The following is a 25,701-nucleotide window of genomic DNA, read 5'->3' as shown; positions in this document are numbered from 1 at the left end:
AAATCCCGCCATGGCCGGTCGCACCAGCATCCCTGCCTTCTCACCCGAGCTCTTTGCGCCCTCGGCGGAGCGCCCGCTGCGCGCCAAGTCGCGGGTGCTGGAGCACCTGACCGACATCCAGCCGCACCGCCACGACTGGGCCCAGCTCGTGTTCTCGATGACCGGGGCCGTGCGGGTCAGCACGGAGGCCTCCACCTACATCGTGCCGCCGTCGCGCGCGGTGTGGATCCCGCCCGGCATCGTCCACGCGGTCACAGCCATCGAGCAGGCAGACCTGCGCACGCTCTATCTCGGCCCCGAGCTGCTGACGAGCGCGGCCTGGCAGGTGGGTCGGGTGCTGGAGGTATCGCCGCTGCTGCGTGAGCTGGTGCTGGCCCTGCCCGCCGTGCCCGACCCGGCGCCGGCCGAGAGCCACGAGGACACCGAGCGCCGCCGCGGCATCGAGCAGCTGGTTCTCATCGAACTGCAGCGCGCCCGGCCGCTGGCCCTGGGCGTTGCGCTGCCGCAGGACGCACGCCTGCGCAAGCTCTGCGAGGCCATGCTGCGCGAGCCGGGCCGGCACGCCGGCCTGGATGAATGGGCCGCGGAGGCCGGCGCCAGCCCGCGCACGCTGAGCCGGTTGTTCCGCGAGCAGCTGGGCACCAGCTTTGCGCAATGGCGCTCGCAGTTGCTGCTGGCTCACGCGCTGACGCTGGCCGCCCGCGGCCGGCCGATGAGCTTCATCGCCAGCGAGCTGGGCTATGCCAGCGCCAGCGCCTTCACGGCCATGGTGACGCGCACGGTGGGCATGCCGCCGAGCCGGTTCTTTGCGGAGGCTTAAACCCAGCGCAGCGGTGTCGCACGCTGCGGCGCCAGCACCGTGACGACGCCAGCCTCGGCAGCCGCCGCCGGGTCGGCGAAGAAGTCCTCCACCGCCCTGCCCTCACGCAGCTCCATACCCACCCAGGCATCGCGCCAGCTGCGCTTGGCCGCGTACAGCGCCAGGTCGGCCAGATGCTGCAACGTATCCAGGTCGCCCGGCTGGCCCGGCGCAATCGGGAAGGCGGCAAAGCCGATGGACACGGTGCGACGGAGCACCCCGCCGCCCGGCAGCCGGAACTCGTGCGCCGCAACGGCCGAGCGGATCTTCTCGGCCAACTGAGCACCCGACGCCCGCTCGACGAAACGGGCGACGACGAGGAACTCCTCGCCACCCCAGCGCACGACGTAATCCGACGCACGCAGGGCGCGGCGCAGCAGTGCGGCCGTCTGCACAAGCACGGCGTCGCCGGCGGCGTGGCCGTGGCTGTCGTTGACGGACTTGAAGTGATCCAGGTCCAGCATCAGCAGCACATGGTCGGAGTCTGGCGGCACGGGGTGGCCGGCGGTGTGCCTGCGCGTGGCCAGCTCCAGGTCGGCCGGCAGCATCTGCTCCAGGAAGCGACGGTTGTGCAGGCCGGTCAGCGGGTCGGTCAGGCTGGCCTGCTCGATGCGCTCGTAGGCCGCCTGCAGGTCGGCCGTGCGCTCGGCAACGACGCGCTCCAGCTCCGCGCCACGGCGGCGCAGCGTGCGCAGGCGCAGCCGGAACACGGCGACGACGAGCAGTAGGGCCAGCAAGGCCATGCCGGCACGGAACCACCAGGTCTGGTGCAGCGCAGGCATCACCTGCACGTCCAGGGTCAACGCCGGCTCGCTCCAGGTACCGGCGCGGTTGCTGCCCTGCACGACCAGCTTGTAGCGGCCTGGCGGCAGGCCGGTGTAGGCGGCCAGGCGCTGGTCGGCAGCGGCCGCGTTCCAGTCGCGGTCGAAGCCGTCGAGGCGGTAGCGGTAGTGCAGCTTCTGCGGCGCACTCAGGTCCAGCGCCGCGAACTCGACGCGCAGGCTGCGCTGGCCGGGTTGCAGCATCAGCGCCTGCTGGGTGGCGGGCAAGGCCTGGCCGTCGATGCTGATGGCCGTGGCACGCAACGGCGGCGCGTAGGCCCAGGCTTTCAGCGCTTGCGGCTTGACGACAAGCAGCCCCTCGGGCGAGCCGAACAGCAGGCGGCCATCGCGCGTCAGTGCACGGCTGGCGATGAAGAGGCTGCGGAACTCGTTGCCATCCGACGCGTCGAAGCGCTGCACGCGCCAGTTCTTGGGGTCGATGCGTGCGCGGCTTGAAAGCCAGACCTGGCCGTCAGCGTCCTCGATCAGCGATTCGGTCGGGCTGCTGGGCAGGTCCAGGCGGCGGTTCAATACGTCGAAGCTCGCCGTCTTGCCGTCCCAGGATTTGAGGATGGCCACGCCGTCGGGCGTCGCGACCCAGAGGCGGCCGTCGCGGGCCACCAGCAGGTCGGGCACCCAGTTGTTGGGCAGGCTGTCGGCGCGAGCCGGGTCGCGCTGGATGCGCGTGGCATGGCCGGTGGCCGGGTCAAGCACGCTCAGGCCGCGGTCCGAGCCCACCCAGAGCTGGCCATCGGGCATGAAGGCCAGGGACTCGACGCTGCGGCCGGCCAGCGTGGCCGGGTCGTCGGCGCGGTGGACAAAGCTCGTGACGGCGCCGTCCGGCGCGATGCGCGCGAGGCCGTTCAGCGAGCCGGCCCACAGCGCCCCGTCACGGCCGAAGGCCATCGCCCGGATCGGCCCGCCCGGCAGGCCTTGCGCCGTGCCCAGGCGCTCGAAGCCGCGCCGGCCCGGGCGCTGGCGGTGCAGGCTGCCGTCCAACGTCGCCACCCACGCGCTGCCGTCCGGGCCCTGGGCCAGGCAGGTGACCGACCCGTCGGCCAGCGCGTCGGGCCTGGCTGCCTCCGGGCGCAGGCCGTCGACGAGATGACCCTCGCCGTCCAACACGTCGACGCCGTGGCCATTCGTGCCCAGCCAGAGCCGGCCGTCTGCCATTTCCAGCGCGCGCACGATGGCGGGGTGGCTGGGGCCATCGGTGTCGCCAGCGCGATGGCGCAGCTTCAGGAAGCCGCGCGTGCTCGGGTCGTGGCGCGCCAGGCCGCCGCCCCAGGTGGCCACCCACATCAGGCCGGAGCGGTCGGCCAGCACGCCGCCGATGCGGTCGTTGCCCAGCGTGCTGGGCAGGCCGGCGTCGTGGCGCAAACGGTCGACGACGCGCAGCGAGGCGCCGTCAATGACGTCGACGCCGCCGCCAAAGGTCGCCACCCAGATCTCGCCGCTGGCGCCTTCGGCAATGCCGTAGACCCAGTAGTGGCTCAAGGCGTCGCCGCCCTGCGGGCCCTTGGCGGCGGGCGGCCAGCGCTTCAGCGGGCCTGGCGCGGCCGGGTCAAACATGGCCAGGCCGTGGGCAGCCGTGCCGATCCAGAGTCGGCCCCGGCTGTCCTCGAACAGGCGTGTCACATGCTGGCCGGCCAGCTCGTCCTTGGCAATGGCGACAAAGCCTTCGGCCTCGCCGCGCCACTGCTGCAGGCCGCCCCGGCCACCCACCCAGAGCCGGCCACCGCGGTCGACGAGCAGTGCGCGGAGTTGATCGTGCGCCAGGCTGTTCGGGCGCTTGGCGTCGTGGCGGTGGTGGCGGATGGCGCCGCTGGCCGGGTCCAGCCGGTCCAGGCCGTCGTCGGTGGCAATCCACAGCGCGCCATCGCGGTCTTCGGCGATGGACTCGACGCGGTCATGCGCCAGGCTGGCGGCATCGCCGTCGCGGTGGCGGAACTGGCGGAAGCTCTCGGTGCGGGGGTCGAAGGCGCTCAAGCCGCCGCTGATGGTGCCTACCCACAGCCGCCCGTCGCGCGCCACCTGCAGCGCCCGCACATAGCTGCCGCCCAGCGAGGCCGCGTCACCCGGCCTCGGCCGGTAGACCTTGAAGCCATAGCCGTCGTGGCGCACCAGGCCGTCCTGGGTGCCTATCCACAGGAAACCCTGGGCGTCCTGGGCCAGCGCGGTGCCGAGGTGGGCGGGCACGTCGTCGGGCATGGCGACGCGCTGGAAGCTGACCAGGCCCGGCCGCGTCTGGGCAAGCACGATCAGGGGCAACAACAGCAGGCCGGCCAGCCAGGCCAGGCGCGCAATCCAGGACGGGGGCAAACAGGCTCTCCAACGACGCTCCCTCTGCGGGGGCCGCGAGTATCTGCCAAGCCAAGGTGCTTCTTGCCCGTGCGGAGCGAGTGCGGTGGCTGGGCAGCGCCATGCTGCGTTACGACCCCTTACGACGAAAACCGGCTCGCGCAGCGGCGGGTGGTCCGCGAGGTGGAGGGCCTGCGCGTTGTGCTGATTGCCGCGCTTTAAAGAGCCGGCTGCAATGCACACGCGCTGGCACCGGAGCACCGGCTGGCGCCGTAGGATGGATTGCATCAACGACAACAAGGAGATTCGCCATGCAACGACGCCACCTGACCCTCGCGCTTTTCGGCGGCCTCGCAGCCGGCCTGGCCCTGCCAGCCCGTGCCGAAGACGACGGTGAATTCGTCATCCTGCAGGCCCGCTACGGCACCGAGCGCAACCACGTGGACGTGACCGGCCGCCTGCGCGAGCTGGCGCGCCAGGACCGGCGCTTCAGGCTGACGAACGACTTGTTCGGCGGTGTCGACCCCGACCCGGGCCGCACGAAGACGCTGCGCATCTTTGCGCGCGACCGCCAGGGCCAGGAGCGCCAGTTCGAGTACCGCGAACGCGACTGGGTGGACGGCGCGCAGTTCATCGGCTGGGGCGGGGGCAACTGGGGCGATTCGGGTGGCTCGCGCGGCTGGCATGGTGATCGCGGTGATCGCGGTGACCGTCGTGACGATGGCGAGTTCACCATCCTCTACGCCACCTACGGCGCCAGCGGCCGCGACGTGGACGTGACCGACCGACTGCGCGAACTAGCGCGGCGCGACCAGCAATTCCGCCTGACCAACGACGTCTTCGGCGTGGACCCGCTGCCGGGCCAGACCAAGATCCTGCGCATCGTCGCCCGCGACCGCGCCGGCCAGCAGCGCAGCTTCGAGTACCGCGAGTACCAGACCGTGGACGGCAACCAGTTCGTCGGCTGGGGCCGCGGTGACTGGGGCGGCCGCGGCGGGGACCGGGGCGACCGCGGCCCGGCCAGGCCCGTGGCCACCGGCCGCCTCGTCATCGAGAGCGCCAGCTACGGCGGCGGCGAAAACCGCTGGGTGGACGTGACCCAGGCCGTGCGCGCCCAGGTGCGCGGCGATCGTCTCGAACTGGACGTGCGCAACGAGCTGTTCGGCTTCGACCCCGCACCGGGCCACCGCAAGGCCTTGAGCGTGACCTATCGCTGGGGCAACGAGCCGACGAACACGGTGAGAGTCAGCGAGCGCGACACGATGCGCCTGCCTTGATCGAGGGCGGGCATGCATGCCCGCTGGCCTGCAAACGGCCTGTCATCCGACGCAGCGCACCCTCGGCCAAGGCCAGCATGAAGCCTGCCACCACTACGGAGACAGGCACCATGATTCGACGCAACTATGTACTGGGCGCAGGCGCAGCCCTTGCGACCTCCCTGCTGGCCGGGCTCTCAACGCCCGCACTGGCGCAGCGCGGCGAGGATGACGGCGAGTTCGCCATCCTGCAGGCCCGCTACGGCACCGAGCGCAATCACGTGGACGTGACGGACAAGCTGCGTGAGTTCGCCCGCCGCGACCGCCGCGTGCGCCTCACGAACGACCTGTTCGGCGTGGACCCCGACCCCGGCCGCGACAAGACGCTGCGCATCTTCACCCGCGACCGCCAGGGCCGCGAGCGCCGCTTCGACTACCCGGAGCGCGCCTGGATCGACGGCATGCAGTTCACCGGCTGGGCCGGCGGCCGCTGGGGCGAAGCGAACTACAACGGCGGCTGGGCGGGCAACCCCCACCGCGACCGCGACAACCAGGACGAAGGCCAGTTCACCATCCTCTCCGCGAGCTACGGCACGCCGGGCCGCGAGGTGGATGTGTCCGGCCGCCTGCGTGAACTGGCCCGCCGCGACGAGAAGTTCCGCATGGGCAATGACACCTTCGGCGTCGACCCCGACCCGGGCCGCGGCAAGCGGCTGCGCATCATCGCGAGGGACCAGCGCGGTCAGGAGCGCGCCTTCGAGTACGCGGAACACAGCTGGGTGGACGGCGCGCAGTTCACCGGCTGGCGTCGCGGCGACTGGGGCCGTTGACCCTCTCCCACCCGGCTCAGCGGTAGCGCTGCACGAGCCGGGCCACTTCGCCCTTGTCAACCACGGCCCGCAAGGCCAAGTGCAGCCGGCGGGTCGGCAACTGCGTCTTGCCACCGAGAAGGCAGTGGGTCACCGTCTGGCTCACCACCTGCAGCGCTCGCAGCGCCTCGGCGGCTGGGCGGGCGCGGTTGTACTGGGCCAGCACCAGGCGGTCGACCACGGCCACCGCGGTGCGGCCGCGCGCGAGCTTGTCCAGCACGCCCTGCTGGGTACCAGCGTCCTCGCGCGCCAGTTGCCCCGCATCGAAAAGCGGCCCGAGCTCCTGGTAGCGATAGCCCAACACCGTGCCCACCCGAAGGCCGCGCTGGGCCGACAGGTCCAGCGGTTTTCCGTCCCCCATGCCGGGCGCAACGGCAAGCACGTCTTCCAGCACCGCCATGGCCGGGCCGACCCGGTCGGCTCCCAGCGGCTCGGCCATCCACTTGGGGCTCATCATGCACATCAGGTCGGCCTCGCCGGCGTGCAGCGCGGCCTGGGTGCGCTTGGGCGGCAGCATGAGGTATTCGGGCCGGGCGCCTGCCGCGGCGGCCACCTTTTCCATGATGTCGAAGGCCAGCCCGCCGACCGGCCGGCCGCCGCTCAGTTCAAGATACGGCGACGCCCAGTCCTCGCCCACGATGAAGCGCAGCACGGGCTTGGCGTCGTCCGGTGCAGACTGCGCGGCGCCCAGGCCGCCCAGCGCCAGCGCCAGCCCGGCAAATCGCCGCGCCCAAGGCCCCGCGGTGCCGGTCGAATCGCAAGCGGACGGACAATCACCCAACATCGCCATGCGCCGAGTGTAGGAAGGCCCAGCCGACCCGCCAGCCGCTGACGACGCGCCCCCGTATTCCCCGAGACTTACGCCATGGACACACAGCTGTTCGACTACACCAAGCAGGACGCCGCCGGCACCTGCTCCACCGCGCATGCCTGGGCCAAGACGCCCGCGCCGCTGACCCCCACCGAGCGCCACGCGCTGGCCGACCGCGCCAAGGCCTTGCTTCAAAAACACAACGCCGTGCTGGTCGCCCACTACTACGTGGATGGCTGGCTGCAGGACCTGGCGCTGGAGACCGGCGGCATCGTGTCCGACTCGCTCGAGATGGCCCGCTTCGGCCGCGACCACACCGCCCAGACCCTGGTGGTGGCCGGCGTGCGCTTCATGGGCGAGACGGCCAAGATCCTCAGCCCCGAGAAGCGCGTGCTGATGCCCGACCTGGACGCCACCTGCTCGCTGGACCTGGGCTGCCCGGCTGACGACTTCGCCGCCTTCTGCGACGCCCATCCCGACCGCCAGGTCGTCGTCTACGCCAACACCAGTGCTGCCGTGAAGGCACGCGCCGACTGGATGGTGACCAGCTCCTGTGCGCTGGAGATCGTGGCCGACCTGCACGCCAAGGGCCAGAAGGTCCTGTGGGCGCCCGACCGGCACCTCGGCCGCTACATCCAGGAGCAGACCGGCGCCGACATGCTGATGTGGAACGGCGCCTGCATCGTGCACGACGAGTTCCGCGGCCTGGAGCTGGAGCTGCTGCGCGAGCAGCACCCCGGTGCCCTCGTCCTGGTGCACCCCGAGTCGCCCAAGAGCGTCGTCGAGCAGGCCGACGTCGTCGGCTCGACCTCGGCGCTGATCAAGGCCGTCGTCGACGGCAAGGCGCCGGCCTACATCGTCGCGACCGACAACGGCATCCTGCACCGCATGCGTCAGCTGGCGCCGGGCAAGACGCTCATCGAGGCGCCCACCGCCGGCAACAGCGCGACATGCAAGAGCTGCGCCCACTGCCCGTGGATGGCGATGAACGGCCTGGCCAACCTGGTGGACTGCCTCGAAAGCGGCCAGCCCGAGATCCAGGTCGACGAGCCCATCCGCGTGAAGGCGCAGGGCTGCATCAACCGCATGCTGAATTTCGTCGCCGCGCGAAAGGCTACCGCCAGCGGGATGACTCCAGGCATCGGCGCCGCATGAACGCGCTATAAATCCGTCATCCCATCAGGAAGGCCCGCCATGAATGCCGACTTCAGCTCCCTGTACAACCACCACGAGCGCGAAGTCTTCGGCTCGGTGATCGACGCATCCAAGGACTACCCGGAGATCGCAGGTAGCAACGACCTGCTCTGCGACGTCGCCTGCGTGGCCCTGAACCGCCTGCCCCCGCGCTACATCCGCCACGAGGTGGACTTCAGCTTCTACCTGACGGAGCACGAGCGCCTGGAGATCGACAACGCCATCGTCGAGGCGGTCAGCTATGCGTTCAACTTCGTGCAGGCAAGAACGGCGCTGAGGTCGCGCAAGTAAGGCGGCTCCAGGCTCAGCGCCGCCGTCTCTCGCTGATCAACACCGTCGGGAAGCTCACCGGCAGTGTCTGCGGGTAGTCGCGGCTGTAGTGCAGGCCGCGGCTCTCGTGCCGCATCAGGGCTGAGCGCACGATGAGCTCGGCGCAGTCCACCAGGTTGCGCAGCTCCAGCAGGTCGCGCGTGACGCGGAAGTTGGCGTAGTAGTCGTCGATCTCGCTGCGCAACAGCGCGATGCGATGCAGGGCGCGCTCCAGCCGCTTGGTGGTGCGCACGATGCCGACGTAGTTCCACATCAGCAGGCGCAGCTCGTCCCAGTTGTGGGCGATGACGACCTGCTCGTCCGCGTTCTCGACCTGGCTTTCGTCCCAGGCCGGCAGCGGCGCCGGTGGCAGGGCTTCCTTGCTGAGGATGTCTGCCGCGCAGGTCTGGCCCAGTACCACGCACTCCAGCAGCGAGTTGCTCGCCAGCCGGTTGGCGCCGTGCAGGCCGGTGTAGCCGGTCTCGCCCACCGCATAGAGGCCGGGCAGGTCGCAGCGGCCGCTGAGGTCGGTCACCGCGCCGCCACAGGTGAAGTGCACGGCCGGCACGACGGGGATGGGCTGCTTCGCGATGTCGATGCCGAGCTTCAGGCAGCGCGCGTGGATGGTGGGGAAATGCTCGATGAGGAAGGCCTCGCCCAGGTGCGTGGCGTCCAGCCACACATGGTCCAGGCCGTGCTTCTTCATCTCGAAGTCGATCGCGCGGGCGACGATGTCGCGTGGCGCCAGCTCCATGCGCGCATCGTGCGCGGCCATGAAGCGCGTGCCATCCGGCAACTTGAGGTGACCGCCCTCGCCGCGCAGCGCCTCGGTGATGAGGAAGCTGCGCTCCTGCGGGTGGTACAGGCACGTCGGGTGGAACTGGATGAACTCCATGTTCGCCACGCGGCAGCCGGCGCGCCAGGCCATCGCAATGCCGTCGCCGGTGGAGGTGTCGGGGTTGGTCGTGTAGCGGTAGACCTTGCCGGCGCCGCCCGTGGCCAGCACGACGGCGCGGGCCGACAGGGTCTCGACGCGCTGATGGTCCATGTCCAGCGCGTAGACGCCGTAGCAGCGCGTAGGCTCGTCGCGCTGCGCGTGGCGGGACGTGATCAGGTCCAGCGCCATCCAGCGCTCGCACAGCGTGATGTTGGGGTGGCGGCGCGCCACCTCCAGCAGTTGGTCATGGATGGCCTTGCCCGTCGCGTCGGCCGCGTGGGCAATACGGCGCACCGCGTGGCCGCCCTCGCGCGTCAGGTGCAGGCCCATCGGCCCCGTGTCGTCGGGCGTGAAGGGCACACCCTGATCCACCAGCCAGCCCACCGCCGCGGCACTGCGCTCGGCGATGAAGCGCGCCGCGGCTTCGTCGACGAGGCCGGCGCCGGCGTCCTGGGTGTCGCGCACATGGCTTTCGATGGAGTCGTCGCTGCCCAGCACGCCGACGATGCCACCCTGGGCCCAGGCCGTGGCCGCCTCGGTCAGCTCGCGCTTGGCGAGGATGACGACGGGCACGCTGTCAGCCAGGTGCAGGGCCACGGTCAGGCCGGCGAGGCCGGCGCCGATGATGACGACGGGAGCGTCGTGGGGAGCAGCAGTCATGGCCGGGCATTGTCCTGCAGGGGGCAGGCCTCGGCAGGAGGGTGAGGATTGCCAAGTTGCGCAGCCAGGCTACGCGGCGCCTGTTTTATGCTGTCCAGCGCTGTCAACGAAGCAGCACAGGGAGGAAATCTTGGAGACTTTGAAACGCTGGGCCGGCATCGTTGCCGGCTTTTTGCTGTCCGCCACCGCCGCACAGGCCGCCCCGCCGCCTACCGAAGCTTTCTTCAAGAATCCGGCCATCGTCGAGGCCGTGCTCTCGCCCTCGGGCCGCAAGCTCGCCGTGCGGAGCTCTTTTGGCGCCACGCGCATCGGTCTGGGCGTGTTCGACCTCAGCCCGGGTGGCAAGCCCATGCGTACCGCCCAGTTCACGGACGGAGACATCTCTCAAGCCCATTGGGTCAACGATGACCGCCTGGTCTTCAGCGTCACGGACCTGTCCGATGGCAGCGGCCGCCCCAACGGCGCGCCGGGCCTGTTCGCGGTCAATCCCGATGGCAGCCAGATACGCCAGTTGGTACGGCGCATGGGGCGGCCCGTCGTTTCCGATGGCAGTTCCCGGAACGACCGGCTGCTGGACTGGAACCACCGCCTGCTGACCGTGCCGCGGCCACAGGCCGGTGAGGTCAACGAGGAAGTCCTGGTGATCGAGTTCACGACCGACGAGCGCCATCTGGAAACGCCGCTATGGCTCAACACCCGCACCGGCCGCACGCGGGCCACCGACGTCACCATCCCTCCCAACAGCGTGGGCTGGCTGACCGACAGCCGCGGCGAGTTGCGCGTCGCGCTGACCCGCCGCGATGGCCGCCGGGGCGCGCAGTGGCGCGGGCCTGGCCAGCAGGAATGGCAGCCCCTGTATGAAAGCGACCTGCTGAACCCGCCCTTCGGCATCAACGCCGTGGACGACGCCGGCCAGCTCTATGTGACGAGAACGCAAGGCCCTGCAGGCGAGACCGTATTGAGCCTGTACGACTTTGAACACCGCGCACCCGGTGCCAAGCCCCTGGTCGTGACGCCGGGTTTCGACTTCAGCGGCCGTGTGCTCAACGATGCGGCCGGCACGGCACTGGGCGTGCGCGTCATCACCGATGCCGAGACCACGCTTTGGCAGAACCCCGCCATGCAGGCCCTGCAGAAGTTGGCCGACGAGCGCATGCCGGGCCGCATCAACAGCATCAGCTGCCGTCGCTGCGGCCAGCCCGATGTGGTTGCGCTGGTGCGTTCCTACAGCGACAGCGAACCGGGCCAGTTCTGGCTCTACCAGGCTCAGCCAACCGACGGCGAGGCGAACTGGCGCCCCGTGGGCCGCATGCGCAACGAGATCAAGCCGGCCGAGATGGCCCAGATGGATTTCCACCGCGTCAAGGCGAGGGATGGTCGGGACCTGCCGGTCTGGGTCACGAAACAGCCCGACGCCAAGGGTCCGCTGCCGGCCGTCGTGCTGGTGCATGGCGGGCCGTGGGTGCGGGGCAATGTCTGGGGCTGGCACGGCATGGCGCAGTTCCTGGCATCGCGCGGCTACGTCGTCATCGAGCCCGAGTTCCGCGGCAGCACGGGCTATGGCAACGCCCATTTCCGTGCCAGCTTCAAGCAGTGGGGCCAAGCCATGCAGGATGACGTGGCCGACGCGCTGCGCTGGGCCCAGGATCAAGGCCTGGCCAGTGACAAGGCTTGCATCGCCGGCGCCAGCTACGGCGGCTACAGCACGCTGATGGGCCTCATCAAAGACCCAGCCCTGTACCGCTGCGGCGTGGCCTGGCTGGCCGTGACCGACCTGGAACTACTGGTAAAGGGCTCCTGGTGGGTGAACGATGACAACAGCTCGGTGGCCCGCCAGTTCACCGTCCCGCAGATGATCGGCGACGCGGAAAAAGACGCGGCCCTGCTGATCGCTAATTCCCCCGTCAAGCAGGCCGCGCGCATCAAGTCTCCTGTGCTGCTGGCCTTCGGCGAGGCTGACCTGCGCGTGCCGATGGCCCACGGCGACCGCATGCGCAAGGCGCTGCGCGAGGCCGGCAACGAGCCCGAATGGGTCACCTACCCGGGAGAGGGACATGGTTTCAGCATCGTGAAGAACCGCGTCGACTTCGCCGAACGCATGGCGGCCTTCCTGGCCAAGCACATCGGCCCCGTGCAACCCTGAGACCAGGGGCCGCCCCCTTGGGGAGGCAGTTATCCTGCGCGCCGAAAAAAACAATCTCAATCAGGGAGAGGTCATGCCTTCACGTCTGCACACGGGCGCGCTCGCGCTTGCATTGGTCTGCCTGGGCATTCAGCACGCCCAGGCCTCATCGCCGCCAGCGGAGGTGTTCTACAAGGACGCCGACATCGCCGACGCCGTGTTGTCCCCCTCGGGCCGCCGGCTGGCCGTCACCACAGCCAAGGGCACACCGCGCGTGGCCCTCGTCGTTTACGACCTCGCACCGGGGGGGCGCAGCCTGCGCGTCGCCCAGTTCCCCGAGGCGGACGTGATGAACGTGCACTGGGTCAACGACGAACGACTGGTGTTCGGCGTCACCGACTTCAGCGCGGGCAGCGGCCGACCCGCGGGCGCGCCGGGGCTGTTCACGGTGAAGACCGACGGTTCGCCGGCCCGCCAGTTGGTACGGCGCCAATGGAAGCCCGTCATCAACGACGGCCGCGACGACCGCATGCTGGACTGGAACCACCGCCTGTTGACGGTGCCGCCATCGCGGCCCGGCAAGGTCAACGAGGAGGTGCTGCTCGTCGAGTACGCCCACAGCGGGGACTACGTCGAAACGCCGGTCTGGCTGAACGTGGTCAACAACACCACCCGCAGCGTCGACTACAAGGACCCGCTGCACACGGTGGGCTGGGTGGCGGACAGCCTCGGCGAGCCGCGCGTCGCCCTGACCCAGCACAAGAACCGCCAGGCCGCCTACTGGCAGCCGCCCGGCACCCGGACCTGGACTCAGCTCTACGAGAGCGACCTGATCACCCTGCCCTTCCGCGTCGAGGCGGTGGACGACGCCGGCACGTTGTTCGTGTCGCGGGCTGAAGGCGCACAGGGCACCCGCGAGCTGTCGCGCTACGACTTCGCAAGCGGCAAGCCCGAGGCCAAACCCCTGGCCGCCGTGCCGGGCTTCGACTACCGAGGCAGCTTCGTCACCGACGAGGCCGGCCGCACGCTGGGTGTTCGAATCGTGGCCGATGGCGAAACCACGGTCTGGTTCGATGCCGCGATGAAGGCCTTCCAGCAGCGCGCCGACAACCTCTTCGCCGGCCGCGTCAACCGCATCGAGTGCCGCCGCTGCGGCGCACCGGACATGGTGGCCCTGGTGCACAGCTACAGCGACCGCAACCCGGGCCAGCTCTACCTCTTCCAGGCCAAGCCGCCGGAGGGCGAGAAGAACTGGCGGCTGTTCAAGGCCGTGCGCGAGGACATCAAGCCCGACCAGATGGCCACGCTGGAGCTGCAGCGCATCAAGGCACGTGACGGCCTGGAGCTGCCCGTGTGGATCACCCGGCACCCGGATGCCAAGGGGCCACTGCCGGCCGTCGTGCTGGTGCATGGCGGCCCCTGGGTCCGCGGCGGCGAATGGCGGTGGGACGCGGACGCCCAGTTCCTGGCCTCGCGCGGCTACGTCGTCATCGAACCCGAGTTCCGCGGCAGCGCCGGCTACGGCAGCGTCCACCTCGAGGCGGGCTTCAAGCAGTGGGGCCAGGCCATGCAGGACGACGTGGCCGACGCGCTGCGCTGGGCGCAAAAGGAAGGCCTGGCCAGCGACAAGGCCTGCATCGCCGGCGCCAGCTACGGCGGCTACAGCACGCTGATGGGCCTCATCAAGGACCCGGCGCTGTACCGCTGCGGCGTCGCCTGGCTGGCCGTGACCGACCTGGAGCTGATGGTGAGCGGCTCCTGGTTCGTCAAAGACGACCTGAATGACGACTACCGCAAGTACGCGATGCCGGACCGGGTCGGCGACGCCATGAAAGACGCCACCATGCTGGCCGCCAACTCACCCGTCAAGCAGGCTGCGCGCATCAAGGCGCCCGTGCTGCTGGCCTTCGGCGAGCAGGACCAGCGCGTGCCACTGGCTCATGGCAAGCGCATGCGCGAGGCCCTGCGCGCTGCCGGCAACGATCCCGTGTGGGTAACCTACACCGGCGAAGCCCATGGCTTTGGCGTCGTCAAGAACCAGGTCGACTTTGCCGAGCGAATGGAGAAGTTCCTCGCCAAGCACCTGGGCCCCTCGCAGCCTTGACGGCTATGCGTCACCGGATGACGGCCTTGCAGCGCTAGCTGTCATTGATACAGCCAAGTCCGCCGACCACTTCATGACACCCCTCGGCCGCTCGCGCGGTAACTGCGCCCATGGCGCCGTCGATGTGCCGAGGCTAGGCGCTCCAGCGCGAAAGAGTCAGGTATTGCTCTAGCTAGGGTATGAAACTTGAGCCCTGACTCTGAGCCTTGCGTGACCCCGAGCCTGTGAGCCTGATCTCTGCTGGGTTCGGCCGCTCATACCTTGGCGAGGAAGGTCGCCGCATCACCCGCTTCACACTTCCAGTCTGCGAAGACCCCGACCAGATTGCATTCCACGCAGCGGCAAGCGATGTAGTACCAGCGCACGTCATGTGTGCCCTCGTACACGGAGACGCCGGACATCAGCTCGAACACCTCGTTCTCGCACACGCACTCGTGCGCCTCGGGCGCGGCTTCTTCAACGTAGTCCGCGCTGTCGCCCATCAGGTGTTCCTGCCCGCAGTCGGTGCAGGTGCGGATCGCCACGCCGGCTTCTTCATCGGTCTGCAGCGCGAAGATCCGGCACCCGCAATCGCATTTGGACGCGGCAAACCGGACGGCCTCATGGCGATTAGCAACGCTGTAGCTGCGCAGCTCGGCTTGGGTGTCACCGGACGTCGTCCCGTACCAGAACTCGCCCTTCTTCGTCAGCGCCATTGATGCTGCTCCATTCTTCAAGGTGGGCTTCCCAGCAGGCCTGACGCCAGGCTCGCCCCGATCATCTGGATTTTGCCTGGAGGACCGGCGAGTCGTCGTCAAGGGCCCGGGGCCGCCCTCGCCGAGCGGATGGCCGCCTTCCTGGCCAAGCACCTGGGCCCGAACTAGCCCTTGAACCCGTTGTAATGCCGCCGCCACTCCGGCGGCTTCCACAGATGGGCCAGGCGCATGCCCCAGGTCTTCTCCTGGGCCATGTCGTGGAACATCGCGCGCCACTCGTGCGCGTTCAGCCAGAACAGGTTGTGCGTGGGGAAGGGGTGCTCCAGGCCGTAGTCCACCGGGGCCTCCTCGGGTACAAAGCTGCCGAACATGCGGTCGAAGATGATCAGCATGCCGCCGAAGTTCTTGTCGATGTACTGCGGGTTGCGGCCGTGGTGGGCGCGGTGGTGCGAGGGCGTGTTGAAGATGAACTCGAACCAGGCCGGCATCTTGCCCACCCAGCTGGTGTGCACGAAGAACTGGTAGCCCAGGTTCAGCGACAGCGCGAACAGCACCCAGCGCGGCTCGAAGCCCAGCCACACGGCCGGCAGGTAGAACAGCCAGTTGCCGGCGATGGGGTAGAACCAGCTCTGGCGCAGCGCCGTGCCGAAGTTCATCTTCTCCGAGCCGTGGTGCACGACGTGGGCGCACCAGAACCAGCGGATGCGGTGGCTGCCACGGTGAAAGCCGTAGTACAGGAACTCGACCAGCAGGAAGAGGCCAACGAAGCGCCAGACGGTGACGTCGATGGTGAAGAGGCGGTGGTCGTAGACCCAGCCCATGGCCGGCAGCACCAGCACGACGAGCAGGATCAGGTCGGCCACCAGATAGCTGCCGCCGCTGTTCATGCTGTCGAAGGTGTCCCAGAGATCGAAGACGCCGGTCTTGCGAAAGCGCCAGGCCTCCATCGCGATGAAGACGCCGAAGATGGGCGACAGCATGACCAGCGTCAGGTCGCGCCAGTCGCCGTGGCGGTGATAGAGGTCGAGCAGCCAGTCCATGGCGGAATGATGCGACTTCTGAGCCACGCCGACTTGACGGGCGGCCCCAGGTTTTTGACAAATCACGCCAGCGCTGGCGTTATCCCCGCCGCCAGCGCCACCCCTGCTGCTGCATCATCGCGCCCCCATGGATGAGACCCGTGTCGCCGCCAGCTATGTCCAGCTGCTCTTCGAGCACATGGGCAAGCTGGGCCTCGCCCAGGCGCTGGGCGAGCCGCCGGCACCGGCCGAGACCTTCGTCGCACTGCGCCGCTGGCAGGCCCTGCTGGAACGGGCGCGCGATCTCGACCCAGGACCCAAGTCGACCTTCCCGCTGCGCCTGGCGCGCGGCATCGCGCCGCGCCACTTCGGCGTCGTCGGCTTCGCGGCGCTGGCCTGCGGCACGCTGGGCGAGGCCTTGCAGCGGCTGGAGCGTTATCACCGCTCGGTCTATGACGTGAACATCGCCCAGGTAAAGCCCTGCCCGGAGGGCATCTGCATCGAATGGGGTGTGGAACGCGGCCGGCCCGGCGCGCTGGTGGACGAGACGGCCATCGCCGCCCTGGTGCAGCTGACGCGCGAGTTCACCGGCCGACCGCTGCCCGCGCTGGCGGTGGATTTCGTCAACCGCCGCCCGACGGACGTGCGGCCCTACGAGGACTTCTTCGGCGGCCCGGTGCGCTTCGGCCAGCCCAGCACCCGCCTCGTGCTGTCGCTGCGCGACCTGGCCCTGCCCCTGCGCGGCGCCGACGCGGCTCTGCTGGCCCTGCTTGACGCGCAAGCCGAAGCGCTATTGCGGGAGGTGGCCGCCGTCAGCGAGCCGGTCGGCGTTTGGCGCCAGGCCCTGGTGGGCCTGATCCGCAGCGGCCGCACCCAGCTGCCCGACCTCGCCCAGAGCCTGCAGATGAGCCCGCGCAGCCTGCAGCGGCGCCTGGCCCAGCAAGGCCAGAGCTTCCAGGCCCTGCTGGGCCAGACTCGCCAGCAGCTCGCCGAGGCCTATCTGCGCGACGCGAGCGTGGAGCTGGCCGAGGTGGCCCTGCTGCTGGGCTATTCCGAACAGAGCGCCTTCACGCGCGCCTTCCGTCAGTGGACGGGGCAGGCGCCGCTGCAATGGCGCAGGCAACACACACGATGAACCTGGCTCCCGAATCCGTCCTCATCCATGGCGCTACGGCCCACGGCCGCTATGCCGGCCGCATCTCGCACATCGACTGGGCCGGGTTGCAGCCACGCCCTTCCTGGCTGTGGCGCAGGCTGCACCACAAGCGCTGGCATTACGTGGGCCTGGGCAACGAGCAGCTTTTCATCGGCGTGGCCATCGTCGACGTCGGCTGGACCTGCACCGCCTTCGCCTACCTCTTCGACCGTCGCCGCCGCAAGCTGCTGGCTGACTGGAGCCAGGACGGCCTGCCGGGCCTGCAGGCTGGCGTGTCCGACGCGCCGCTGGCCGGCGCCAACGCCTGGTTCCGCGGCCCCGGCGCGCGGCTGTCGCTGAAGCACGGGCCGGGCGACCTGCTGCACCTGCGCGTCAGCACGCGCGCCTTGCGCATCGAGGCCGAGCTGGATCTGCGGAACATGGCGCCGCCGCTGCTGGCCATCGGCCCCGTCAGCGGCGGCCTGGCGCATGCAACGCAGAAGACCAGCGCCCTCCCCGTGCTTGGCTGGGCGCAAGCTGAAGGCCAGCGCTTCGCCCTCGACGACGCCTGGGCCGCCGTCGACGCTTCCAACGGCCTGCTGGCGCGCGACACCGCCTGGCGCTGGGCCAGCGCCCACCGGCCCGACGTCGGCTTCAACCTGCAACAAGGTTATTTCGGCAACCAGGAGAACGTACTGTGGCTGGACGGCCAGCCCATTGCGCTCGGTGCAGCTCACTTCGAGTTCGACGCCGCGCGGCCGCTGGACCCTTGGCATGTGCACACCGACGACGGCCTGCTCGACCTCGTCTTCACCCCGGAAGGCGCGCGCGCGGCGGACAAGAACTTCGGCTTTGCAGCCAGCCGTTACGTGCAGCCGGTGGGCAGCTTCTCGGGCACGCTGCGGGCCGGCCCTCAGGCCCCGCCTCGGCGCATCGAGCAGCTGCTCGGCGTGACCGAAGACCACCGCTCGCTCTGGTGACGCGCCGGCGGCAAGGCCCTACAGTGCCCCATACCCTGCCTGTCGAACCCGACCCGTGCGCCACGACCTGAGCAACCCGAGTCTTCTTGCCGGTGGCATCGCGCTCACGCTCGCCGCCCTCGTCGGCCTGGAGCTGCTCCCGGCGCGCACCCTCAACCTGACCGCGCCCGGTGCCGTCAGCAACCTCTTTCTGATGACATCGGGCCAGACGGGCGCCGACGCACCGGTGCAGTGGCTGGACGCCGAGCACCTGCGCTGGCGCTGCCGCTACACCGCCGCCGACAAGTACCAACCCTGCGGCCTGACGCTGATCCTCGCCGGCGACGACCCCACCCGCGGCCGCGACCTGAGCCGCTTCGACACGCTGGAGATGGACCTCGCCTACGAGGGCCCGTCGCCCTTCGTGCGCGTGGCCATCCGCAATTTCGATGCGCGCTTCTCCAAGGCCGAGGACGGCAACAGCGCGCGCATTCACTCGATCAACCTGAGGCCGCGCGATGTCGCCAAGCCGGTGCGCATCGATCTCAACGAGCTGACGGTGCCCGAGTGGTGGATCCACCAGTTCGACCTGGCGCGCGAGTACAACCGGCCCAGCCTGGAGAACGCGACCGCGCTGTCCATCGACCTGCCCTCGGACCTGGCCGGCAAGGAACATGAGCTGCAACTGCGCAGCCTGGCGCTGAAGGGCGATTGGGTCAGCCGCGACCGCGTCTACCTGGGCATCCTGTGCGGCTGGCTGATCGGCGCGAGCCTTGTCGTGCTGCGCGGCTGGGGTCAGCTGCGCCAGGTGCACAGGCGCCAGCGGCGCGAGATCGATGCACTGACGTTGCGTACTCGCCAGCTTCGCATCGAGCAGGAACAGCTGCGCCGCCTGGCCACCGTCGACGAACTCACCGGCGTGCTGAACCGGCGCGGCCTGGAGCAGGCGTTGGACGACCTGGAAGAACAGGCCCACGGCATGACGCTGGTGATGGTGGACATCGACCACTTCAAGCGCATCAACGACCGCTTCGGCCATGACCGCGGCGACGAGGTGCTGCGCCGTGTCGCCGCGATCGTGGCGGCCAATCTGCGCGCCAGTGATGTCTTCGGCCGCTGGGGTGGCGAGGAGTTCCTGATCGCCTGCCAGGGCACGCGCATCCGCGACGCGGCACGCCTGGCCGAAAAGCTGCGCGAGCGCGTGCAGCTCAGCGAAATCACCGGGCCTGGCGGCCGTATCTCAGTGACGGCGAGCTTTGGTGTGGCGCTGACGCCACCTGGCGGGTCCACGGCCGACGCGCTCAAGCGCGCCGACGAGGCGCTGTACCGCGCCAAGGAGATCGGCCGCAACCGCGTCGAGATGGACCGGACGCTGCAGAGCGACTCGCCGACCACCGTTTAGGCAGCCGGCAGTTCCGCCTTCAGTGCACGACCCGCCCGAACGAGAACTCACCGCCGTCCACGTCGACCGGAATCAGGTCCTTCGGGCCGAACTTGCCCTGCAGGATCAGCCTGGACAGCGGGTTCTCCACGCGCTGCTGGATGGCCCGCTTCAGCGGCCGCGCGCCGAACACCGGGTCGAAGCCGACCTTGGCCAGTTCGTCCAGCGCCGCTTCGCTGACATCGAGCTTCATCTCCATCTTTTCCAGGCGCGCTTCGAGCAGGCGCAGCTGGATGCGGGCGATGGACTTGATGTGCGCGGCGCCCAGCGCGTGGAAGATGACGGTCTCGTCGATGCGGTTCAGGAACTCGGGCCGGAAGTGGCTCTTGACCTCACCCCACACCGCCTCGCGGATGACCTCGTCGCTCTCGCCCGACAGTGCCATGATGTGCTGCGAGCCAAGGTTGGACGTCATCACGATGACGGTGTTCTTGAAGTCCACGGTGCGGCCCTGGCCGTCAGTCAGGCGACCATCGTCCAGCACCTGCAGCAGCACGTTGAACACGTCGGGGTGAGCCTTCTCGACCTCGTCGAGCAGCAGCACGGAGTAAGGCTTGCGGCGCACGGCCTCAGTCAGCGTGCCGCCTTCCTCGTAGCCCACGTAGCCGGGAGGCGCGCCGATCAGGCGGCTCACCGAGTGCTTCTCCATAAATTCGCTCATGTCGATGCGCACCATGTGGTCTTCGCTGTCGAACAGGAAGCCCGCCAGCGCCTTGCACAGCTCGGTCTTGCCCACGCCCGTGGGGCCGAGGAACAGGAAGCTGCCCAGCGGCCGGTTGGGGTCGCTCAGGCCGGCGCGTGAGCGGCGGATGGCGTCGGACACGGCCTGGATGGCCTCGTCCTGGCCGATGACGCGCTCGTGCAGCTTGGTTTCCATCTGCAGCAGCTTCTCGCGCTCGCCCTGCATCAGCTTGGAGACCGGAATGCCAGTTGAGCGCGCAACGACCTCGGCGATCTCCTCGGCGCCCACCAGCGTGCGCAGCAGCCGCGGCTTGTTGGCTGCGTGGGCACCGGCTTCCTTGTCTTGCGCTTCCTTGAGCTGCTTTTCCAGCTTGGGCAGGCGGTCGTACTGCAGTTCGGCCAGCTTGTTGAAGTCGCCCTTGCGCTTGAGCTCCTCGATCTGCTGCTTGATGCGGTCGATCTCTTCCTTCACATGGGCCGAGCCCTGGGCCTGGGCCTTCTCGGCCGTCCAGATCTCTTCCAGGTCGTCGTACTCGCGCTGCAGCTTCAGCAGCTCGTCCTCGATGAGGCCGAAGCGCTTCTGCGAGCCCTCGTCCTTCTCCTTGCGCACGGCTTCGCGCTCGATCTTGAGCTGGATCATGCGGCGGTCGAGGCGGTCCATCGCCTCGGGCTTGGAGTCGATCTCGATCTTGATCTTGGCGGCGGCCTCGTCGATGAGGTCGATGGCCTTGTCGGGCAGGAAGCGGTCGGTGATGTAGCGGTGGCTCAGCTCGGCCGCGGCAATGATGGCCGGGTCGGTGATCTCCACGCCGTGGTGCACCTCGTACTTTTCCTGCAGCCCGCGCAGGATGGCGATGGTGGCCTCCACCGTGGGTTCATCCACCAGCACCTTTTGGAAGCGGCGCTCCAGCGCGGCGTCTTTCTCGACGTACTTGCGGTATTCGTCCAGCGTCGTGGCGCCGATGCAGTGCAGCTCGCCGCGCGCCAGCGCGGGCTTGAGCATGTTGCCGGCGTCGATGGAGCCCTCGGACTTGCCGGCGCCAACCATGGTGTGGATCTCGTCGATGAAGAGGATGGTCTGGCCGGCGTCCTGGCTCACCTCCTTGAGCACGCCTTTCAGGCGCTCCTCGAAATCGCCGCGGTACTTGGCACCCGCCAGCAGCAGCGCCATGTCCAGCACCAGCACGCGTTTGTTCTTCAGGCTGTCCGGCACCTCGCCGTTGATGATGCGCTGGGCCAGGCCCTCGACGATGGCCGTCTTGCCCACGCCCGGCTCGCCGATCAGCACCGGGTTGTTCTTGCTGCGGCGCTGCAGCACCTGGATCGTGCGGCGGATTTCCTCGTCGCGGCCGATGACCGGGTCCAGCTTGCCCAGGCGGGCGCGCTCAGTCAGGTCCAGCGTGTATTTCTTCAGCGCCTCGCGCTGGCCTTCGGCTTCTGCTGAATCCACCTTCTGGCCGCCACGCACGGCCTCGATGGCGGCTTCCAGTGACTTGCGCGTCAGGCCGTGGCCGCGCACGACGCCGGCCAGGTCGGTCTTGGCATCGGCCAGGGCCAGCAGGAACATCTCGCTGGCGATGAACTGGTCGCCGCGCTTGGTGGCTTCCTTCTCGGCCGCCTGCAGCAGCGCAACGAGGTCGCGCCCAGCCTGCACGGTCTGGCCCGAGCCGCTGACCTGGGGCAGGCCGGCCATCAGGCCGTCCAGCGCCGTCTTCAGCCCCGCGGCCTTCACGCCGGCGCGCTCGAGCAGCGCACGCGGCCCGTCCTCCTGGGCCAGCATGGCGGCCAGCACGTGGGCAGGCTCGATGTACGGGTTGTCGCGGCCCAGGGCCAGGCTCTGGGCCTCACCCAGGGCCTCCTGGAAGCGGGTAGTGAACTTGTCGGCACGCATGGTGGGAATCCTCCGGTTGCAAAACCAAGTGGGCGCCCATCGACGCTTTTCAAGTTGCCTTAGATCAAGGCCTGAACGAGTTTCATGCCCACCCACGCGGCAAGAAGCGATCCCACGACGTGAGCCAACGTATGAGCCAGCGCCATGCCCAGCTCACCGTGCTTCAGCAACGCCAGCGATTCGCCCGAGAAGGCTGAAAACGTCGTCAACCCACCCAGGAAGCCGGTCACCAGCAGCAGCTTCATCAACTCGTTGGGCTGGCGGCCGAACCACTCCAGCGCCATGCCGATCAGCAGGCCACCCACGAGGTTGACCATCAGCGTGCCGAGCGGAAAACCCGCCCAGCGGGTGTTGAACAGCACCCCCGCCTGCCAGCGCGTCAAGGCGCCCAGGGCAGCGCCTATCGAAACGGCCAACGCATTCAAACCGCATTCCCCCCGGCAATGCCCCAGCGCGCCAGCGCCTCGTCGTCCGCCGTGCGGGCGTCCACCCAATGGGCGCCGCCGGGCGTGTGTTCCTTCTTCCAGAACGGCGCCTGGGTCTTGAGGTAGTCCATCAGGAATTCGCAGGCCTGGAAGGCCTGTCCGCGGTGGGCGCTGGTCACCAGCACGAGAACGATCTGGTCGCGCGCCTGCAAGGTGCCAACGCGGTGGATGACGCGGGCTGCGCGGATGTCGAAGCGGGCGAACGCCTCGTCCACCATGGCCTCGATGGCTGCCTCCGTCATGCCGGGGTAATGTTCCAGCTCCATCTGGGACACGGCGGCACCGCTGCTGTGCTCGCGCACAGTGCCAACAAAAGCGACGACGGCGCCGACGCCGCCATCCGCGGCGCGCAGCGCGGCCGTTTCGGTCGTGAGGTCAAAGTCCCCCGTCTGGATGCAAACTCTGGGCATGTCACGGATTCTCACCTTGGCGCGCGGTGAGATTCACATGTTTGGCCGTTGAAGTCTTCCGCCGCCGCCGGATACTCGTCGTCATTCCCTTTTCACCGCTCACAGGTACCAACATGGCCCTGATGGATTTCATCAAGAAACAGTTCATAGACGTCATCCAGTGGACCGAGGACAGCGACGGCACGCTGGCCTGGCGCTTCCCGATGTCCGGCATGGAAATTCAGAACGGCGGCCAGCTGGTGGTGCGCGAATCCCAGGTCGCCGTCTTCGTCAACGAAGGCCAGGTGGCCGACGTCTTCGGCCCCGGCACCCACAAGCTGACGACCCAGACCCTGCCGGTGCTGACCTACCTGAAGAACTGGGACAAGCTCTTCGAGTCGCCCTTCAAGAGCGACGTCTACTTCTTCAGCACCCGCCAGCAGATCGACCAGCGCTGGGGCACCAGCCAGCCGGTGGCCATCCGCGACAAGGACTTCGGCGCCGTGCGCCTGCGTGCCTTCGGCAACTACGCCTACCGTGTGCAGGACCCGAAGGTCTTCCACAGCCAGATCTCCGGCACGCGCGAGCGCTACACGGTGCAGGAGCTGGAAGGCCAGCTGCGCGGCACCATGCTGCAGCACATCAGCGACGCCGTGGCCAGCAGCGGCACGCCCTTCCTGGACCTGGCCGCCAATCAGGTCGAGTTCGCCGCCGCGCTGAAGAACGCCACCGCGCCGGCCTTCACCGCGCTGGGCCTGGAGCTGCTGTCGGTGACGATGCAGAACGTCTCCCTGCCCGAAGAGCTGCAGAAAATCCTCGACCAGCGCATCGGCATGGGCATCATTGGCCAGAACATGGGCCAGTTCATGCAGTACCAGGCCGCACAGGCGCTGCCGGAGATGGCAAAGGGTGGTGGTGGCGGCAGCGGCATCGCTGGCGAGGCCATCGGCCTGGGCGCCGGTGTGGCCCTGGGCCAGACGCTGGCGCAGACGCTGGGCCAGGGCCTGGCCGGCGTCGGCACCGCGGCGCCTGCGCCTGCAGCCAGCAAGCCTGAGGACATCGTCTCGCTGCTGGAAAAGCTCGGCGACCTCAAGGCCAAGGGCATCCTGACCGACGAGGAATTCGCCGCCAAAAAAGCGGACCTCCTGAAGAAGCTTGGCTGAACAAGCCCAGCGCCGCTGGCGGGCGGCATGCCCGAATTGCGGCGCGCCCGTCGAGTTCGCGAGCGCCGCGTCGGCCAGCGCCGTCTGCGGCTTTTGCCGCAGCACGCTGCTGCGCGACGGCGACACGCTCTCCCGCATCGGCCAGAGCGCCGAGATCTTTGAGGACTATTCCCCGCTGCAGCTCGGCGCGAGCGGCCGCTGGATGGGCCAGGGCTTTGCCGTCGTCGGCCGCGTGCAGCGCGGCTCCGAGCTGGGCAACTGGAACGAATGGCATCTGCTGTTCGATGCCAGCGGTGACACCCCGCGCGTCGCCTGGCTCAGCGAGGACAACGGCCAGTTCGTCCTCAGCCTGGAAGCGCCGCTTTCGGACACACCGCCCGAAGCCCCTGGCATCGGCCTGCCGCTGACGCTGGCCGGCCAGCGCTGGCAGGTGGCCGCCGTCGTGCAGGCCGCCCTGCGCGCGGCCGAAGGCGAGCTGCCGCGCGTGCCGCGGGCGGGCCGCATCGTCGAGCTGCGCAACGCCCAGGGCGAGGTCGGCACGCTGGAGTACCGCGAGGACGGCGCGCCGGTCTGGTCGGTCGGCCGGGCCGTGCAACTCGCGGACCTGGCCTTGCAAGGCCTGCGCACGACGGCCGAGGGCGAGTCCGTGGCCGAGGCCAAGTTCAAGGGCCGCAGCATCGGCTGCCCCAGCTGCGGCGCGCCGCTGGAGCCCAAGCTCTCGCAGACCAAGAGCATGGTCTGCGCCCAGTGCAACGCGGTTGTCGACCTGCCCGAGGGTGAGTCCAAGGCACTGGGCTTCACGCCACAAGACCGCGGCCTGCCGCCGCTGATTCCGCTGGGCCGCAGCGGCACGCTGGCCATCGACGGCGACAAGCCCCAGGCCTGGCAGGTCGTCGGCTACCAGGAGCGCTGCGACATCCCCCAGGATGCCGACGACGAGCAGAGCTTCTGGCGCGAATACCTGCTCTTCAACCGCCTCGCGGGCTTCGCCTTCCTTGTCGACACGCGCGAGGGCTGGAGCTTCGTACGCACGCTGACCGGTGCGCCCGCGTCCGGCCGCGACGCCGGCGTGACCTGGCAGAACCGCGCCTACACGCAGCGTTGGGTCTACGAGGCCAAGACTACCCATGTGCTGGGCGAGTTCTACTGGCCCGTGCGGCTGGAAGACCGCGTGCAGGTGGCCGACTACATCACGCGCGACGGCCAATACCTGCTGAGCCGCGAGAGCCAAGGCCCCGAGATCACCTGGAGCGGCGGCCGCCCGATGCCAGCCGAGACCGTGAAGAACGCTTTCGGCCTGGTGGGGCCGGCGGTGCAGTTCGCGCGCGACACTTCGGCCTTCAAGAGCGGCGGCAACCTGCTGCGCAACATCGTCATCGCCCTTTTCGTCATCGTGCTGCTGTTCGCGCTGATGCGTGCCTGCTCCAGCGACGACTGCCAGCAGTACAAGACCAGCTTCGGCGAGAACAGCAACGAGTACCGCCAATGCCGCAGCAGTTCGCGAAGCAGTGGCTATTTCGGCAGCGGTAACAGCGGCGGCAGCTATGGTGGCTACAGCAGCGGTGGCGGCGGCCACAAGTAAGACGACACCCCAGGAGCA

Annotated in this window: 20 protein-coding genes; 12 read left to right on the top strand and 8 right to left on the bottom strand. The window is 69.0% G+C overall.

Going from position 1 to position 25,701, the window contains the following annotated elements:
• Window positions 1–10: 10 nt before the first annotated feature.
• Window positions 11–820 carry an AraC family transcriptional regulator gene (locus tag AC07V5_RS15310; RefSeq protein ID WP_495116533.1) on the top strand — a complete coding sequence of 270 codons (810 nt, stop codon included), beginning with the start codon at window positions 11–13 and terminating at the stop codon, window positions 818–820.
• Here AC07V5_RS15310 and AC07V5_RS15305 read toward each other — a convergent pair.
• Complete coding sequence (locus tag AC07V5_RS15305; protein WP_495116532.1) at window positions 817–4,002, bottom strand: ligand-binding sensor domain-containing diguanylate cyclase; 3,186 nt, start codon at window positions 4,000–4,002, stop codon at window positions 817–819. The two genes, AC07V5_RS15310 and AC07V5_RS15305, sit on opposite strands and share 4 nt — an antisense overlap.
• Before the next feature lie 290 nt (window positions 4,003–4,292).
• Between AC07V5_RS15305 and AC07V5_RS15300 the strand changes: the two genes are divergently transcribed.
• Both AC07V5_RS15300 and AC07V5_RS15295 read left to right on the top strand, forming a co-directional pair.
• The gene (locus tag AC07V5_RS15300) at window positions 4,293–5,258 is read left to right on the top strand and encodes a DNAJC11 domain-containing protein (RefSeq protein ID WP_495116531.1); all 966 of its coding nucleotides are present in this window, start codon (window positions 4,293–4,295) and stop codon (window positions 5,256–5,258) included.
• 110 nt (window positions 5,259–5,368) lie between these two features.
• Entirely contained in the window at window positions 5,369–6,067 is a 699-nt protein-coding gene (locus tag AC07V5_RS15295; protein ID WP_495116530.1) for a hypothetical protein, read from the top strand.
• A gap of 16 nt (window positions 6,068–6,083) precedes the next feature.
• Here AC07V5_RS15295 and AC07V5_RS15290 read toward each other — a convergent pair whose 3' ends face one another.
• Window positions 6,084–6,896, bottom strand: a complete 813-nt coding sequence (locus AC07V5_RS15290) for a substrate-binding periplasmic protein (RefSeq protein ID WP_495116529.1) — start codon at window positions 6,894–6,896, stop codon at window positions 6,084–6,086.
• A 75-nt stretch (window positions 6,897–6,971) separates the two neighbouring features.
• On the opposite strand from AC07V5_RS15290, the gene nadA reads away from it, so the two are divergent.
• Window positions 6,972–8,072 carry a quinolinate synthase NadA gene (gene nadA, locus AC07V5_RS15285; protein WP_495116528.1) on the top strand — a complete coding sequence of 367 codons (1,101 nt, stop codon included), beginning with the start codon at window positions 6,972–6,974 and terminating at the stop codon, window positions 8,070–8,072.
• 39 nt (window positions 8,073–8,111) lie between these two features.
• The gene (locus AC07V5_RS15280; protein ID WP_495116527.1) at window positions 8,112–8,402 is read left to right on the top strand and encodes a late competence development ComFB family protein; all 291 of its coding nucleotides are present in this window, start codon (window positions 8,112–8,114) and stop codon (window positions 8,400–8,402) included.
• A 13-nt stretch (window positions 8,403–8,415) separates the two neighbouring features.
• Here the strand turns inward: AC07V5_RS15280 and nadB are convergent, their stop codons facing one another.
• Window positions 8,416–10,017: an L-aspartate oxidase gene (gene nadB / locus AC07V5_RS15275; protein ID WP_495116526.1), complete on the bottom strand. Its 1,602-nt coding sequence runs from the start codon at window positions 10,015–10,017 to the stop codon at window positions 8,416–8,418.
• Between the two features lie 130 nt (window positions 10,018–10,147).
• Here nadB and AC07V5_RS15270 point away from each other — a divergent pair, with 130 nt between their 5' ends.
• A complete protein-coding gene (locus AC07V5_RS15270) occupies window positions 10,148–12,160 on the top strand; it encodes a S9 family peptidase (RefSeq protein ID WP_495116525.1) in 2,013 nt (670 codons plus the stop codon).
• A 73-nt stretch (window positions 12,161–12,233) separates the two neighbouring features.
• On the top strand, window positions 12,234–14,243 hold the full coding sequence (locus AC07V5_RS15265) for a S9 family peptidase (protein WP_495116524.1): 2,010 nt from the start codon (window positions 12,234–12,236) through the stop codon (window positions 14,241–14,243).
• A 254-nt stretch (window positions 14,244–14,497) separates the two neighbouring features.
• On the opposite strand, the gene AC07V5_RS15260 is transcribed toward AC07V5_RS15265, so the two are convergent.
• A complete protein-coding gene (locus AC07V5_RS15260) occupies window positions 14,498–14,938 on the bottom strand; it encodes a hypothetical protein (RefSeq protein ID WP_495116523.1) in 441 nt (146 codons plus the stop codon).
• Window positions 14,939–15,102: 164 nt separating this feature from the next.
• Window positions 15,103–15,978, bottom strand: coding sequence for a sterol desaturase family protein (locus AC07V5_RS15255; RefSeq protein WP_495116522.1), 876 nt, complete (start codon window positions 15,976–15,978; stop codon window positions 15,103–15,105).
• Window positions 15,979–16,105: 127 nt separating this feature from the next.
• On the opposite strand from AC07V5_RS15255, the gene AC07V5_RS15250 reads away from it, so the two are divergent.
• The 3 genes from AC07V5_RS15250 to AC07V5_RS15240 are packed head-to-tail and all read left to right on the top strand — an operon-like array spanning window position 16,106 to window position 19,453.
• On the top strand, window positions 16,106–17,092 hold the full coding sequence (locus tag AC07V5_RS15250) for an AraC family transcriptional regulator (protein WP_495116521.1): 987 nt from the start codon (window positions 16,106–16,108) through the stop codon (window positions 17,090–17,092).
• Window positions 17,089–18,072 carry a DUF2804 domain-containing protein gene (locus AC07V5_RS15245; RefSeq protein ID WP_495116520.1) on the top strand — a complete coding sequence of 328 codons (984 nt, stop codon included), beginning with the start codon at window positions 17,089–17,091 and terminating at the stop codon, window positions 18,070–18,072. Before AC07V5_RS15250 ends, AC07V5_RS15245 begins: the two co-directional genes overlap by 4 nt.
• A 55-nt stretch (window positions 18,073–18,127) precedes the next feature.
• On the top strand, window positions 18,128–19,453 hold the full coding sequence (locus AC07V5_RS15240) for a GGDEF domain-containing protein (protein WP_495116519.1): 1,326 nt from the start codon (window positions 18,128–18,130) through the stop codon (window positions 19,451–19,453).
• Window positions 19,454–19,472: 19 nt separating this feature from the next.
• Here AC07V5_RS15240 and clpB read toward each other — a convergent pair whose 3' ends face one another.
• From clpB to AC07V5_RS15225, 3 genes are read right to left on the bottom strand one after another with little or no spacing between them, the layout of a single operon-like run.
• On the bottom strand, window positions 19,473–22,064 hold the full coding sequence (clpB, locus tag AC07V5_RS15235; protein ID WP_495116518.1) for an ATP-dependent chaperone ClpB: 2,592 nt from the start codon (window positions 22,062–22,064) through the stop codon (window positions 19,473–19,475).
• 59 nt (window positions 22,065–22,123) lie between these two features.
• Window positions 22,124–22,480 (bottom strand): fluoride efflux transporter CrcB, encoded by a 357-nt coding sequence (gene crcB / locus AC07V5_RS15230; protein WP_495116517.1) that lies wholly within the window; start codon window positions 22,478–22,480, stop codon window positions 22,124–22,126.
• A gap of 5 nt (window positions 22,481–22,485) precedes the next feature.
• The gene (locus AC07V5_RS15225; RefSeq protein WP_495116516.1) at window positions 22,486–22,959 is read right to left on the bottom strand and encodes a molybdenum cofactor biosynthesis protein MoaE; all 474 of its coding nucleotides are present in this window, start codon (window positions 22,957–22,959) and stop codon (window positions 22,486–22,488) included.
• 113 nt (window positions 22,960–23,072) lie between these two features.
• On the opposite strand from AC07V5_RS15225, the gene AC07V5_RS15220 reads away from it, so the two are divergent.
• Complete coding sequence (locus tag AC07V5_RS15220) at window positions 23,073–24,101, top strand: SPFH domain-containing protein (RefSeq protein WP_495116515.1); 1,029 nt, start codon at window positions 23,073–23,075, stop codon at window positions 24,099–24,101.
• Complete coding sequence (locus AC07V5_RS15215; RefSeq protein ID WP_495116514.1) at window positions 24,094–25,683, top strand: DUF4178 domain-containing protein; 1,590 nt, start codon at window positions 24,094–24,096, stop codon at window positions 25,681–25,683. The genes AC07V5_RS15220 and AC07V5_RS15215 overlap by 8 nt, the downstream gene beginning before the upstream one ends.
• The last annotated feature ends 18 nt before the right edge of the window (window positions 25,684–25,701 follow it).

This window comes from Roseateles sp. GW821-FHT02E12, from assembly GCF_059421665.1.
The sequence above is the reverse complement of the archived record's forward strand: the minus strand, read 5'-3'. Positions and strand labels throughout refer to the sequence as shown.

Bases quoted from the DNA above. Each gene is read 5' to 3' on its own strand.
- AC07V5_RS15310 (WP_495116533.1), top strand. From the start codon at position 11: ATGGCCGGTCGCACCAGCATCCCTGCCTTCTCACCCGAGCTCTTTGCG.
- AC07V5_RS15300 (WP_495116531.1), top strand. From the start codon at position 4,293: ATGCAACGACGCCACCTGACCCTCGCGCTTTTCGGCGGCCTCGCAGCC.
- AC07V5_RS15295 (WP_495116530.1), top strand. From the start codon at position 5,369: ATGATTCGACGCAACTATGTACTGGGCGCAGGCGCAGCCCTTGCGACC.
- AC07V5_RS15290 (WP_495116529.1), bottom strand. From the start codon at position 6,896: ATGGCGATGTTGGGTGATTGTCCGTCCGCTTGCGATTCGACCGGCACC.
- nadA (WP_495116528.1), top strand. From the start codon at position 6,972: ATGGACACACAGCTGTTCGACTACACCAAGCAGGACGCCGCCGGCACC.
- AC07V5_RS15280 (WP_495116527.1), top strand. From the start codon at position 8,112: ATGAATGCCGACTTCAGCTCCCTGTACAACCACCACGAGCGCGAAGTC.
- nadB (WP_495116526.1), bottom strand. From the start codon at position 10,017: ATGACTGCTGCTCCCCACGACGCTCCCGTCGTCATCATCGGCGCCGGC.
- AC07V5_RS15265 (WP_495116524.1), top strand. From the start codon at position 12,234: ATGCCTTCACGTCTGCACACGGGCGCGCTCGCGCTTGCATTGGTCTGC.
- AC07V5_RS15260 (WP_495116523.1), bottom strand. From the start codon at position 14,938: ATGGCGCTGACGAAGAAGGGCGAGTTCTGGTACGGGACGACGTCCGGT.
- AC07V5_RS15255 (WP_495116522.1), bottom strand. From the start codon at position 15,978: ATGGACTGGCTGCTCGACCTCTATCACCGCCACGGCGACTGGCGCGAC.
- AC07V5_RS15250 (WP_495116521.1), top strand. From the start codon at position 16,106: ATGGATGAGACCCGTGTCGCCGCCAGCTATGTCCAGCTGCTCTTCGAG.
- AC07V5_RS15245 (WP_495116520.1), top strand. From the start codon at position 17,089: ATGAACCTGGCTCCCGAATCCGTCCTCATCCATGGCGCTACGGCCCAC.
- clpB (WP_495116518.1), bottom strand. From the start codon at position 22,064: ATGCGTGCCGACAAGTTCACTACCCGCTTCCAGGAGGCCCTGGGTGAG.
- AC07V5_RS15225 (WP_495116516.1), bottom strand. From the start codon at position 22,959: ATGCCCAGAGTTTGCATCCAGACGGGGGACTTTGACCTCACGACCGAA.
- AC07V5_RS15220 (WP_495116515.1), top strand. From the start codon at position 23,073: ATGGCCCTGATGGATTTCATCAAGAAACAGTTCATAGACGTCATCCAG.